The sequence below is a fragment of the Variovorax sp. PBL-E5 genome (assembly GCF_901827185.1).
Classification (GTDB): Bacteria; Pseudomonadota; Gammaproteobacteria; order Burkholderiales; family Burkholderiaceae_C; genus Variovorax.
The window spans coordinates 225,123-238,127 of record NZ_LR594673.1 but is presented as its reverse complement, the minus strand read 5'-3'; the positions used below and the strand labels follow the sequence as shown (position 1 = coordinate 238,127).

Below are 13,005 nucleotides of genomic sequence, written 5' to 3'. Positions count from 1 at the left end.
GGATATGGACGTTTACCCTGTGAGGCCGCCGATGGCCGTCTGCCTAACATCGCCACTCGAAAGGCGCCACGGCGAGAAGCGGATGAAGACATTCCAAGTAGGTTCGTACCACGTGACGCGTATCGAGGAAATGCTCACGCCGGGCTTCAAGCCGGCCTTCCTGTTTCCCGACTACACGCCGGACATCTTCGAAGAGCACAAGCTGCTGTCGGGACCGCGCTTCTGGGACGAGCCCACGCAGAAGGTCATGTCCAGCATGCATTCGTGGATGATCCGCGACGACCGGCACACGATCCTGATCGACACGGGCTGCGGCAACGACAAGACCCGCGCGCTGCCGCTGTTCGAGCGCTTCCATCAACTGCATCTGCCGTACCTGGAGCGGCTGGCCGAGGCCGGCGTGCGGCCCGAGGACGTGACGCTGGTGATCTGCACGCACCTGCACATCGACCACGTGGGCTGGAACACGAAGCTGGTCGACGGCCGATGGGTGCCGACCTTTCCCAACGCCAAGTACATCTTCTCGCGCCGCGAGTTCGCGCATTGGCAGTCGCCGACGGGTGGCCACCTGACGCTGCCCGAGAACATCGCCGTCATCGAAGACAGCGTGCTGCCGGTGATCGAGGCCGGGCAGGTCGAGTTCATCGACGACGGCTCGAAGATCATCGAGGGCCTGTTCTTCCAGGATGCGTTCGGCCACACCGCGGGCCACGGCATGCTGAAGCTCGAGTCCGGCAACGACGCGGCGATCTTTCCCGGCGATTCGCTGCACCAGCCGATGCAGGTGTTCCGTCCGGACTGGAACAGCCGCTTCTGCGAACAGGCCGCGCAGGCGCGCACGACGCGGCGCTCGATCCTCGACTACTGCAGCGATCGCCATGCCTTGCTGCTGCCCGCGCATTTCGGTGCGCCGCATGGCGGCTACGTCACGCGCCACGCAGGCGGCTACGACTTCGCGCCCGCGGACGATCTCGTGGTGGCCGGCTGAGTCCGGTCGCTTTCATTTCATCAGGCACTCGCCCCCGACGTTCCCATGCCAAACGAATCCTTCCTGTCTGCGCTGCGCGATGCCGTCGGTGCGGAGCAAGTGCTGTCCGACAGCGCGACCTGCGCGTACTACGCCAACGACATCTTCTGGCAGCCCGGCATCGCGCCGCTCGGCGTCGTGCTGCCGCAGACGCAGGCGCAGGCCGTGGCCGCGGTCAAGGCCGCTGCGGCGCACGGCATCGCCATCGTGCCGCGCGGCGGCGGCATGTCCTATACCAAGGGCTACCTGCCGGAGAGCGCGCAGACGATCGTGATCGACACGCGCAAGCTCGACAAGGTGCTCGAAGTCAACGTACCCGACCGCTACATCACGGTCGAGGCCGGCTGCACCTGGGCGCAGGTGCACGAGGCGTTGAAGGCGACCGGCATGAACACCGGCTACTGGGGCCCGCTGTCGGGCATCAATGCCACGGTGGGCGGCGCGCTGTCGCAGAACAGCGCCTTCTTCGGCTCGACCCGGCATGGCACGGTCGCGGCCAGCGTGCTCGGCGTGACGGTGCTGCTGGCAAGCGGCGAGGTGGTCACCACGGGCTCGGGTGGCCGCCTGGGCACCAAGCCCTTCACGCGCTATGCGGGCCCGGACATGACCGGCCTGTTCCTCGGCGACACCGGCGCTTTCGGCCTCAAGCTCGGCGCCACGCTCCAGCTCTCGCCGGCGCCGCAGCACCTGGACTACCTCGGCTTCGGCTTCGAGGACATGAAGTCGATGGCACTGGCCCAGGCCGAGATGAGCGCAGTGCAGGCCATCTCCGAAGGCTTCGGCATCGACCGCGCCAAGGCGCTGAACTCGGCCAGCGTCAACAAGCTGTCGGACGGCGTGAAGATCCTGGGCAGCGTCGCGCGCTCGTCCAAGGGCCTGCTGCAAGGCATCAAGGATGCGGTGAACGTGGCGACCACCGGCGCCAACTACCTGGCCGACCACGAATGCTCGCTGCACCTGGTCGTCGAGGGCAAGACGGCCGAGGCGCTGGCGACCGACCTCGCGGCGCTGCGCGCGATCGGCAACAGGTACGGCATCGAGATCGAGAACGCAGCGGCGCGCGTGATGCGCTCGCGCCCCTTCAACCCGGTGCGCGGCATGCTGGGCGCGGACGGGCAGCGCTGGGTGCCCATCCATGCGGTGTTCCCGCTCAGCGAGGCGGCGCGCGTGGTGGAAGCGAGCGCCGCCTATTTCAAGAGCCAGGCCGCGATGATGAAAGCGCACGGCATCATCCTGTCGCACCTCACGATGACCGTCGGCAACGAGTTCTTTCTCGAACCGGCTTTCTACTGGCAGGACGAGATCACGCCGCTGCATCGCAAGAGCCTCGGCGACGAGGTCGTCGGCCCCTGGCTCGATCGCCCCGCGAACCTGCCCGCGCGCGAGGCCGTGATCGCATTGCGCCGTGGCGTGCAGCAGGTCTACCTGGGTCTGGGCGGCGTCAACTGGCAGATCGGCCGCGACTATCCGTTGCAGCAGGTGATGCAGCCCGACACCTGGAACATGCTGGCGGCCCTCAAGACCGCGCTGGATCCGCAGGGGCTCATGAACCCCGGCTCGCTCGGGCTGCGCCATGCGGCGCGCGCCTGAACAGACATCCTCGAACAGGAGAGACCCATGGGCTTCACGATCACCGAAAAAATACTCGCGCGCGTCTCGGGCCTGCCCTCCGTCAAGGCCGGCGACGAGGTCATGGCCAAGCCCGACTTCGTGCTGGCCTACGACTTCCCGGGCTACACCGACGTGATCTTCAAGCAGCTGAAGAACGACTTCGGCATCACGAAGATGGCCGAGCCCGACCGCTTCGGCATCTTCATCGACCACATGGTCCCCGCGGTCAGCCCGGCGGAAGAAGAGCTGCACAAGGGCACGCGCGAGTGGACCGCCATCAACGACGTGAAGCTCTACGAGCGCAAGGGCATCGGCCATCAGGTCTCCTCCGAAGTGGGCTACGCGACGCCGGGCGCCTTCGTCGTCCACTTCGACGGGCATGTGAGCCAGCTCGGCACCTTCGGCGCGCTGGCCATCGGCCTCCGACGCAACGTGCTCGAAGCCTTCGCGATGGAGAAGGTGTCGATGCGCGTGCCGCAGACCACGCGGGTAGACCTCGTGGGCCGGCTGCAGCCCGGCGTGATGGCGCGCGATGTGTTCCATCACCTCGTGCGGGTGCTGGGCTCGGCGTCGTGCCGCTTCCAGGTGCTGGAGATCGGCGGGCCCGCGGTGGCCGACATGTCCAACGATGCCTTGCAGACCATCACCGGCCTGGCGATGTTCACCGGCGCGGTGACGGCGATCGTCAATCCCGACGCCAGGCGCCTGGCCTATGCGCTGCCGCGCGCGCGCAAGCAACTCGAGCCGGTGTACAGCGACGAGGACGCGGTCTATGCGGCACGCCACACCATCGACCTGTCGACACTGGAGCCGATCATCGTGATCCCGCCGAGCCCGGCCAACACGCGCGATCTCAAGGACTACCTGGGCCTGCCTCTGCAGACCGGCTACCTCGGCTCCTGCGCCTCGGGCCGCATCGAGGATCTGCGCGCCGCGGCGGACGTGCTGCGCGGGCGCAAGATCGCCGACGGCTTCGCGCTGCACGTGGTGCCGACCAGCCAGGAGATCATGGTGGCCGCCGCCAAGGAAGGCCTGATCGAGGTCTTCGCCGCCGCCGGCGCCTTCGTCTCCTCGCCTTCCTGCGACTACTGCTTCGGCCGGATCGCCACCATGTCGCCGGGCCAGCGCGCGGTATCGACCGGCACGCTCAACGTGCGCGGCCGCATGGGCAGCCCCGATTCCGAGATCTACCTGTGCAACGCGGCGGTGATCGGCGCCTCGGCGGTCGAAGGCAGGATCGCGGACCCGCGTCCATACCTTCGAGCTTGAAGGAGCGACCATGGCAATGCAGAACCTGCGCGGCCGCGTGGCCTTCAAGTTCGACGAGCTCGACTTCGATGTCGACCAGATCGTCGGCGTGAAGAACATCAAGACCTCCGACATCGACGAGCTGAGCAAGGCGGCGATGCAGGAATACGACCCCGGCTTCGCGAGCACCGTGCGCCCGGGCGACCTGCTGGTGGGCAACCACAACTTCGGCTACGGCCATCCGCACTACCCGCCGATGAAGGCGATGCGTCACATGGGGATCGCCGGCGTGGTCGCCGAGTCCTTCTCGCCCGGCTACTGGCGCGGCGAGATCAGCATGGGCTTTCCGCAGATCCCGTGTCCCGGCATCCTCGCCTTCGTCGAGCGATGGGACGAGATCGAAGTGGACTGGTCCGCGCAGTGCGTGCGCAACCTGACCCAGGGCACCGTGCTCGCCTTCGAGCCGCTGCCCAAGGCCGACCTGGAAATGCTCGAGGCCGGCGGCCTCGAGACCTACCTGAAAAAGCGATTCCTGAACGACACCCCCAAGGACCTCTCGCCATGACCCACCTGAAGCAACTGATCCAATCCAAGAAGACCGTCTGGGCCGCCGGCGCCTTCGATGCGCTGAGCGCGCGCCTGATCCAGGAGGCCGGCTTCGATGCGCTGCTGACCTCCGGCTACGGCATTTCGTCGTCCTTCCTCGGCGAGCCCGACACCGAGTTCTACACGATGACGGAGAACCTGGCGGTGACGCGCAATGTCTGCAACGCGGTGACCATCCCCGTCATCGCCGACATCGACACCGCCTACGGCAATGCGGTGAGCGCGATGCGCACGGTGCGCGAGTTCGAGAACGCCGGCGCGGCCGCGATCATCGTCGAGGACCAGGTCTCGCCCAAGCGCTGCCCCTGCTCGTCGGACCAGATCGACATCGTGCCGATGGAAGACCACATCGGGAAGCTGCGCGCGATGGTGGCGGCACGCAGGAATCCGGACATGCTGATCATCGCGCGCACCGATGCGGTCGACCCGGCCGAAGCCATCCGCCGCGGCCGGGCCTACGTGGCGGCCGGCGCCGACATCATCCAGCCGATCTCCAAGTGCTTCAAGGACTTCGCCGGCCTGAAGGCGATGCGCGAAGGCTGCGGCGTGCCGCTGTCGCTGCAGCTGCTGGCCTGGCTCGAGACCGACCTGGATCGCCGGCAGATCGAACAGGTCGCCGCCATTGCGACCTATCCGCTGGTCGCGCTGATGAGCGCGACGCAGGCGATGCGCACCAACCTGCGCGCGCTGGCCGAAGCGAAGTCGTCCAGGCAGTTGCCGCTGGCTGTGACCGGCCTGCATGACTTCAACGACTTCATCGGCTTTCCGCGCATCGATGCGCTGCAAAAGCAATACATGGGCGGCGAGTCCGCCTGAAGCCGCTGTTTCGCATCATCATCAACAAGACACAACCACCACCGAGGAGCAAGCAATGAGAAGCTGGCGCAGACAGAATGGTTCCTGGATGTTCGCGGCGTTGATCGCGCTGGCGGTGCAGGGCGCACCGGCGTCCGCACAGGGCCTGGCGGCGGGCGAATACAAGGTCGGCTTCATCACCGAGAACACCGGTGCGATCGCCTCGGCCGGCCAGTCCTACTGGAACGGTGCCCAGCTCGCGGCCGAGGAGGTCAAGGCCAACAAGTATCTGGGCGGCGCCTCGATCGTGCTCGATCCGAAGGAAAGCGGCAGCGATGCGGCGCGGGCGATCCAGAACACCAACCAGTTCATCGCCGACCGCTCGGTGCTGGCGATCAGCTGCTGCATCCTGTCGCCGGTCGCGGGTTCGCTGAAGCCCATCGTGACCGAGGCCAAGACGCCGCTGGTGATCTTCGGTGCGACGGCCGCCGGCCTGCCGCAGCTGCCGTGGATCTACAGCATGACGATCCTGCCCGGGCCGAAGGACACGGCCACCGCGGTGAAGGTCGTCGATGCGGTCAAGCCGAAGACCGCAGCCTACATCCTCGCGGCCGACAACGACGCCTTCAAGGGCCGCATGAATGCGACGCGCACGGCGCTCGAGGCCAAGGGCGTGGCGACCGCCGGCGTCGTCAACGTGCTGACCAAGGACACCGACTTCACCGCCGCCGCGACGCAGGCGATGGGCCTCAAGCCCGACGTGATCCTGGTCTACGCGACGCAGGGCGCGGCAGCCGGCGCGATCACCGCGCTGCACGATCGCGGCTATGCCAAGACCATCGTCGGCAACGACGTGCTGTCGCCGGCGCCGATCTTCAAGAAGATGGGTGACTCGGTGGTGGGTGTGCCGTTCCCGGTCAGCTTCTCGGACTCCATCGTCGAGTCTGCCGAAGCCAAGGCCTTCGTCGCTGCCTACCAGAAGAAGTTCAATGCACCGCCGGACATCTATTCGGCGCAGGGCTACCAGGTGGTCTGGTTCATCGCCCAGGGACTGAAGTCGATCTCGGGCGCGCCGACGCGCGAATCGCTGGCCACGGCGCTCTCGAAAGTGAGCAAGATCGACCACCAGGTCTACGGCGGCGAAGTGATGAAGGACGGGCAGGCCGAGACCACCGGCACGCTGGTCGTGGCCTGGTCGGCCGACGGCAAGATCGTGCCCTGGACGCCGCCGAAGTAAGCAGCGGATGAAGTACCCCCACGCTCATCACTGCGTGTATCGCTGCCCCCCGAGGGGGCGCTCAGCGCCCTTCGGGCGGCCGGGCGGCCACTGAGATGGAACTCTTCCTCGAGCAACTCATCAACGGTTGCGCGCTCGGCTCGCTGTATGCGCTGTTCGGTCTCGGATTCGGGATCGTCTTCGCGACCCTGGGGATCCTCAACGCGGCGCATGGCAGCTATGCGAGCTGGGCCGCGATCGCGGCGCTGGCGGCTGTCGAGCAGTTGAAGCTGCCGTTCATTCCGGCCCTGGGGGTCGGGGTGCTGGCGGGCGGACTGCTGGCGGTGGTGGTCGATCAGATCGCGTTCCAGCCGCTGCGCCGGCGCGGCAGCGGCATGCTGGGCGCGCTCATCACCAGCATCGCGTTCTGGATCATCCTCGACAGCCTGGCCGGCACCGCCACCGGGCAGCAGAGCCTGAGCTTTCCGCGCGGCAGCTATCCGGGGACCATGTTCCATCTCGGCGCGATCCCGCTGCCGGCGATGCAGCTCATCACGGTGGCGGCCATGCTCGCCGTCACGCTCGGCCTGCATCTGCTGATCCGCCGCAGCCGCTTCGGCGCGGCCATGCGGGCCGTCGGCTGGAACCAGACGGCCGCCGCACTGGGCGGCGTCAATCCGCGCTACGTGGTGATCATCACCGCCTTCATCGCGGGCGCGACCTCGGGTCTGGCCGGCGTGCTCGGCGGCGTGACCACGCACAACGTCTCGTTCCTGCTGGGCGAAGGCCTGTTGCTCAAGGGCTTTGCCGCGGTGGTGGTGGGCGGCTACGACGACGTGCGCGGCACCGCGGTCGCCGGCGTGGGGCTGGGCGTGCTGGAGGTGATGTCGGCGCAGTATCTTTCGTCGGGGCTGCGCGACGGCATCACCTACGTGCTGCTGCTGAGCTTCCTGCTGCTGCGTCCGCGCGGCCTGTTCGGCAGTGCCGGCTTCTCGCGGGCTTGAGGCGATGCAAGCTGTCGTCGATTTCTGGCGGGCGTACCAGAGCACGGTCGCGTTCGCGATCGTCAACGCCTTCTTCGGGCTCAGCACCTATGCGGTGCTGTCGGCCGGCATTCTCAGCTTCGCCACCGTGACTTACGCCGCCGCCGGCGGCTTCCTGGGCGCACGACTGGTGCTGCAGACGGGCATCGACCCGATGATCGCGCTGCCCGCAGCGGCGGCGGCCGGCGCGCTGCTGGCCTACGTGGTCGCGCTGATCTTCCTGCGCCTCGAGAGCCACTGGATGGCGCTGGCCAGCCTGGCACTGATCCTGATCACGCGCGTGGTCGTCATCAACGTGCCGGGCGTGACCGGCGGCGTCAACGGGTTGAGCGTGCCGGTCGGCATTTCGCTCGGCGTGCTGGTCCTGCTGCTGCTCGTGGCGGTCGCGGTGTTCTGGCGCTTGTCGGTGTCGTGGTACGGCATCGCTGCGCATGCGGTGCGCGAGGATCCGGCCGTCGCATCGAGCCTGGGCATCGCGCCGCGGCGGATCCAGACCATCGCCTTCGCGATCTCGGGTGCGGTCGGCGGCCTGGGCGGGATGCTGCTCGCGCTGGTGCTTCAATTTCTTTCACCCGACACCTACTTCGTCAACATTGCCTTCACCATGATCGCGGCGGTGGTGCTGGGTGGGTCCTACCACTGGGTAGGTTCCATCATCGGCGCGGCCGTGTTCACCGCGCTGCCGGTGATCGCGCAGGCGATCGTGCCGGCCTTCCAGGAAGTGGCGAACGGCGTCGTGCTGCTCTTGATCATGATCTTCCTGCCGCGCGGGCTGGTCGATCCGCGCGCGATCCGGCTGCGCCGCGCGGCGCGCACGAGCGGAGACGCGTCTTGACGGCCGCAGGCGAATCGGCGGCAGCCGCGCCGCTGTTGCTGGACGTGCAAGCCCTCGGCAAGAACTTCGGCGGCGTCGCCGCGGTCTCCGAGTTGTCGATGAGCGTGCGCACGGGCAGTGTCGCCGGCGTCATGGGCCCGAACGGCGCCGGCAAGACCACGCTGGTCAACCTCATCACCGGACTGCTCCCGTCGGACAGCGGCGCGATCCGCTTCGCCGGTGCCGAGATCCAGCGCTCGCCGGCCCACGACATCGCGGCGCGCGGCATCGCGCGCACGTACCAGAACGTGCGGCTCTTCAGCGGCATGACGGTGCTCGAGCAGGTGATGGCCGGTTGCTATGTGCGGCGCGGCGCCTCGCTGTGGGCCTCGTTTCTCGGGCTGCCGAAAGCGCGCGCGGCGCGCAAGGCGGTGGAGCAGCACGCCTTCGAACTGCTCGAACGCGTGCAGCTCGGCCGGCAGGCGCATCTGCTGGCGGAGACGCTGTCGTATGGCGAACAGCGCCGCGTGGAGATCGCCCGTGCGCTGGGCACCGGCCCGCGGCTGCTGCTGCTCGACGAGCCCACCGCCGGGATGAACGTGCAGGAGTCGAACGAGATCGGCAGCCTGGTGCACAGCCTGCGCGACGGCGGGCTGACCGTGCTGATGGTTGAACACAACGTGCGCCTGGTGAAGGAGTTCTGCGACCACGTCACGGTGATGAACTTCGGCCGGCTGCTGGCCCATGGCACACCGGCCGACTGCATCGCCCATCCCGATGTGCAGGCCGCCTATTTCGGGAACACTGCCGATGCTGACCGTATCCGCGCTCTGCGCTAGCTACGGCGCCATCCGCGCCGTCACCGACCTCAGCTTCGAGGTCGGGGCGAGCAGCATGGTCGCCATCCTCGGTGCCAACGGCGCCGGCAAATCGACCACGCTGCGCAGCATCGCCGGCCTGCATCGGCCGGTGCGCGGCTCGATCAGGCTCGATGGCGAGGAGATCTCCACGTTGCCGGTCCATCGCGTCGTGCGCCGTGGTCTCGCGCTGGTGCCGGAGGGCCGCATGATCGTGGCGCCGCTCACGGTGGAAGAGAACCTCAGGCTGAGCAGCTACGCCGGGCGCGGCGTCGCGCGCGATTTGATCGAGCGCGTCTACGATCTCTTTCCGCGTCTGAAGGAAAGGCGCGGCCAGATCGCAGGCCTGATGAGCGGCGGCGAACAGCAGATGCTGGCCATCGGCCGCGCGCTGATGACCGAGCCGCGCATGCTGGTGCTCGACGAACCCTCGATGGGCCTGGCGCCATCGATCGTGGACCTTGTCTTCCAGGCCATCGTCACGCTGCATCGGCAGGGCCAGTCGATCCTGCTGGTGGAACAGAATGCCGAGATCGCGCTGTCGGTCTGCGACTACGCGTACCTGATGAAGCGCGGATCGATCGTGATGCAGGGCACCGTGGCCGCGCTGCGTGCCGATGCCGGCGTGCTGGAGGCCTACCTGGCCTAGGGCTGGCGGATAGACTGGACGGACCCACATCCGAAGGAGATCCGGCCTCATGAAGAAGAGCGCAACGACCCAGGACGAATCGCCATCCCGGCTGATCGACGCGAGGATCCAGGAACTGGACGACTGGCGCGGCAAGGCGCTCTCGCGCGTGCGCGCACTCATCAAGCAGGCGGACCCCGAGGTGGTCGAGGAATGGAAGTGGCGCGTTCCGGTCTGGTCGCACGACGGCATCATCTGCACCGGCGAGGCCTACAAGCGCGCCGTGAAGCTGACTTTCGCCAAGGGCGCTGCGCTCGAGGATCCTTCGAGGCTGTTCAACTCGAGCCTCGAAGGCAATACCCGGCGCGCGATCGATCTCCATGAGGGCGATGCGATCGACGAGGATGCGTTCAAGGCGCTCATCCGCGCCGCCGCCGCACTGAACAACGCATCGGCCCGGTAGTCGTCCGGCACATGTGAGCCAGGCCGTCGCAGAGAAACACGCTCTAGAAGTCAACAATGTTGACTATTTGCGAATGCGCTCGTAGCATCGCACTCCTGCCAGCCGATGCGCGCACCGTGCCTTGTCACCCTGCGGCCGCGCACGGACTGCTTTCCCGAAGCATCAGGAGACGTATGAGAAGGCGCAACTACTTTCGCGTGGGTGCATGGCTGACGGCCATCGCCTTGTTCGGGCCTTGGGCTGCCCATGCACAGTCCTATCCAGAGCAGCCGATCCGCATGATCGTGCCGTACCCGCCCGGTGGATCGACCGACCTGATCGCCCGGCTCTATGCGGATGGCCTGGGCAAGGAACTCGGCCAGCCGATCGTGGTCGACAACCGCCCTGGCGCCGCGACGAACATCGGCACCGAGGACGTCGTGCGGGCCAGGCGCGACGGCTACACGCTGCTCTTCGGCAGCGGCGGCACGCCGCTCAACAGCGTCTTCGGGCCCAAGCCCAACTTCGATGCGATCCATGCACTGGCGCCGGTCAGCCTCATCGCGCGCGTGCCGTTCATGGTCGCGGCGAATCCGAAGGCGCCTTTTTCGAACACCCGCGAGCTGATCGCCGCAGCGAAGAAATCGCCGGGCAAGTTCAGCATCTCGAGCGCGCAGCTGAACGTCTACGTCGAGCTGATGAAGACGCAGGCGCAGATCAACGTGCTGCATGTGCCTTACAAGGGCGGCGCGGCCGCCACCACCGATGCGGTGGCCGGCCAGGTCGACATGGTCTATGCGCTGACGCCGGTGCTGCTTCCCCAGGTGCAGAGCGGCAAGCTCAAGGCCATCGGCGTGACGTCCGCCAGGCGACTGCAGAAGATCCTGCCGAATGTGCCGACCTTCTCCGAGGTCGGCGTCGACTACGACATCGACATCTGGTACGGGCTGCTGGCCCCGGCCTCGACACCGCCCGCGGTGCTCGGCCGGCTCAACGCCGCGACGCGCAAGGTGGTGTCCGATCCGCAGTTCGTCGCCAAGCTCGATGCCATCGGTGCCCAGGCCGTGTCCGGCGAGCCGGGCGAGCTGCGCCAGCAGATGGTGCGGGACCTGGCCACCTGGAAAAAGCTGGCGGTGCGGGTGCCGAGCCTCCTGGCCAGCGAGCAGAAGTAGGAACGTGCCCCTCATGAAATTCGACAAGCAGATTGCGGAGCACGCGCAGCGCACCCGGGCGGCACTCGCCATGGGCGGAGAAAAGAAGCTGGCCGAGCGCCGCAGCGAAGGCATCCTCAATGCACGCGAACGCATCGCCGCGCTGGTGGAGCCGGGCAGCTTCCTGGAGACGGGCCTGTTCGCCACCTCGGTCCGCGAAGAGGTCCGCAGCCGCTCGCCGGCCGACGGCAAGATCACCGGCTACGGGAAGATCGGCGGCCGCGACGTGGGGATCGTGTCCAACGACTTCACCGTCATGGGCGCGTCGAGCAGCACCGTCAACACCGCCAAGGTCGGCCGCGTCAAACGCGTGGCCTCGACGCGCGGCATGCCGATGGTGTTCCTCGGCGAATCCACCGGCGCGCGCATGCCCGACGTCATGGGCGCAGCCAACATCGGCGCCGGTGACAGGCCGACGCAGTACCGGCGCATGCGCGAGACGCCCTGGGTTTCGGCGGTGCTGGGCCATTGCTACGGCTCGTCGTCATGGTATGCCGCGCTCGCCGACTTCGTGGTGATGCGCAAGGGCGCGATCACGGCGGTATCGAGCACCAAGCTCACCTCGATGGCCATCTCGGAAGCGGTGGACCCGGAGGCACTGGGCGGCTGGAAGCTGCACACCGAGGTGACCGGCATGGTCGACCTCGCCGTCGACACCGACCAGGAGGCGCTTGCCGCGGTCGCGCGCTTCCTTTCCTACCTGCCATCGCATTGCAACGAGCCGCCGCCGGTGGCCGCGGTGCCGCCGGGTTCGGGCGAGAACGCGCACCGCATCCTCGAGATCCTTCCCGAGTCGCGCACGCAGGTCTACGACGTGCGCAAGATCCTCGCGCTCATCTACGACCTCGACAGCGTGTTCGAGCTCAAGCCGCGCTTCGGCAAATCGATCGTCACCGCGTTCGCGCGGCTGAACGGCCGATCGGTCGGCATCGTCGCCAGCAACCCGATGGCCAAGGGCGGCGCGATCGATCCCGAATCCTGCGAGAAGGTGGTGAGCTTCCTGGTGCTCTGCGATTCCTTCAACATCCCGCTGGTGTTCATGGTCGACCAGCCCGGCTTCCTGATCGGCGTGGAGGGCGAGCGCAAGGGCGCCATCGGCCGCGTCATGAACTGGATGAATGCGCTCTCGCTGGTGACCGTGCCGAAGATCTCGGTGGTGATGCGCAAGTCCTACGGGCAGGCGGTGCTGAACATGGGCGGCGGCGGCAACGCGGACGAGGTCGTGTGCTGGTTCAGCGCCGAGATCAACTTCATGGATCCGCGCTCCGCCGTGCCGATCGTGCATGGCGTGACGCAGGCCGACGATCCCGAGCGCCATGCCGAGCTGCTCGCCGAGATGACCAAGGGCACCACGGCCTACGACGCGGCGGCGGCGAATGCCGCGCACGCCGTGATCGATCCGACCGAGACCCGCGCCTACCTGACGCGCCTGCTCGAAATCCACGAGATGCGCATGAGCGGCGGCGTCGGCGAGCACCTCATGCGGACCTGGCCCACCAGCTACTGA

At 67.4% G+C, this 13,005-nt stretch carries 13 protein-coding genes; all 13 read left to right on the top strand.

Annotation, left to right across the window (positions count from 1 at the left end; translation table 11 throughout):
* The first annotated feature begins 82 nt into the window (after nucleotides 1–82).
* The 13 genes from WDLP6_RS33030 (at nucleotide 83) to WDLP6_RS32970 (ending at nucleotide 13,005) form a co-directional block, all read left to right on the top strand.
* A complete protein-coding gene (locus tag WDLP6_RS33030; RefSeq protein ID WP_162595517.1) occupies nucleotides 83–988 on the top strand; it encodes an MBL fold metallo-hydrolase in 906 nt (301 codons plus the stop codon).
* A gap of 45 nt (nucleotides 989–1,033) precedes the next feature.
* Complete coding sequence (locus tag WDLP6_RS33025; protein WP_162595515.1) at nucleotides 1,034–2,617, top strand: FAD-binding oxidoreductase; 1,584 nt, start codon at nucleotides 1,034–1,036, stop codon at nucleotides 2,615–2,617.
* 27 nt (nucleotides 2,618–2,644) lie between these two features.
* Nucleotides 2,645–3,907, top strand: coding sequence for a 3-isopropylmalate dehydratase large subunit (locus WDLP6_RS33020; RefSeq protein ID WP_162595514.1), 1,263 nt, complete (start codon nucleotides 2,645–2,647; stop codon nucleotides 3,905–3,907).
* A 10-nt stretch (nucleotides 3,908–3,917) separates the two neighbouring features.
* Nucleotides 3,918–4,451, top strand: coding sequence for a 3-isopropylmalate dehydratase (locus WDLP6_RS33015; protein ID WP_162595512.1), 534 nt, complete (start codon nucleotides 3,918–3,920; stop codon nucleotides 4,449–4,451).
* Complete coding sequence (locus WDLP6_RS33010; protein ID WP_162595510.1) at nucleotides 4,448–5,308, top strand: isocitrate lyase/PEP mutase family protein; 861 nt, start codon at nucleotides 4,448–4,450, stop codon at nucleotides 5,306–5,308. The genes WDLP6_RS33015 and WDLP6_RS33010 overlap by 4 nt, the downstream gene beginning before the upstream one ends.
* Nucleotides 5,309–5,363: 55 nt before the next feature.
* The gene (locus WDLP6_RS33005) at nucleotides 5,364–6,524 is read left to right on the top strand and encodes an ABC transporter substrate-binding protein (RefSeq protein ID WP_162595508.1); all 1,161 of its coding nucleotides are present in this window, start codon (nucleotides 5,364–5,366) and stop codon (nucleotides 6,522–6,524) included.
* A 95-nt stretch (nucleotides 6,525–6,619) separates the two neighbouring features.
* Nucleotides 6,620–7,507 (top strand): branched-chain amino acid ABC transporter permease, encoded by an 888-nt coding sequence (locus tag WDLP6_RS33000; RefSeq protein WP_162595506.1) that lies wholly within the window; start codon nucleotides 6,620–6,622, stop codon nucleotides 7,505–7,507.
* 4 nt (nucleotides 7,508–7,511) lie between these two features.
* Nucleotides 7,512–8,381: a branched-chain amino acid ABC transporter permease gene (locus WDLP6_RS32995; protein ID WP_162595504.1), complete on the top strand. Its 870-nt coding sequence runs from the start codon at nucleotides 7,512–7,514 to the stop codon at nucleotides 8,379–8,381.
* Nucleotides 8,378–9,199, top strand: a complete 822-nt coding sequence (locus WDLP6_RS32990) for an ABC transporter ATP-binding protein (protein WP_162595503.1) — start codon at nucleotides 8,378–8,380, stop codon at nucleotides 9,197–9,199. Before WDLP6_RS32995 ends, WDLP6_RS32990 begins: the two co-directional genes overlap by 4 nt.
* Nucleotides 9,171–9,866, top strand: coding sequence for an ABC transporter ATP-binding protein (locus WDLP6_RS32985; protein ID WP_162595501.1), 696 nt, complete (start codon nucleotides 9,171–9,173; stop codon nucleotides 9,864–9,866). The genes WDLP6_RS32990 and WDLP6_RS32985 overlap by 29 nt, the downstream gene beginning before the upstream one ends.
* Nucleotides 9,867–9,915: 49 nt before the next feature.
* Complete coding sequence (locus tag WDLP6_RS32980) at nucleotides 9,916–10,308, top strand: DUF1801 domain-containing protein (RefSeq protein ID WP_443083485.1); 393 nt, start codon at nucleotides 9,916–9,918, stop codon at nucleotides 10,306–10,308.
* A gap of 173 nt (nucleotides 10,309–10,481) precedes the next feature.
* Nucleotides 10,482–11,459 (top strand): Bug family tripartite tricarboxylate transporter substrate binding protein, encoded by a 978-nt coding sequence (locus WDLP6_RS32975; RefSeq protein ID WP_162571863.1) that lies wholly within the window; start codon nucleotides 10,482–10,484, stop codon nucleotides 11,457–11,459.
* 13 nt (nucleotides 11,460–11,472) lie between these two features.
* Nucleotides 11,473–13,005: an acyl-CoA carboxylase subunit beta gene (locus WDLP6_RS32970; protein ID WP_162571862.1), complete on the top strand. Its 1,533-nt coding sequence runs from the start codon at nucleotides 11,473–11,475 to the stop codon at nucleotides 13,003–13,005.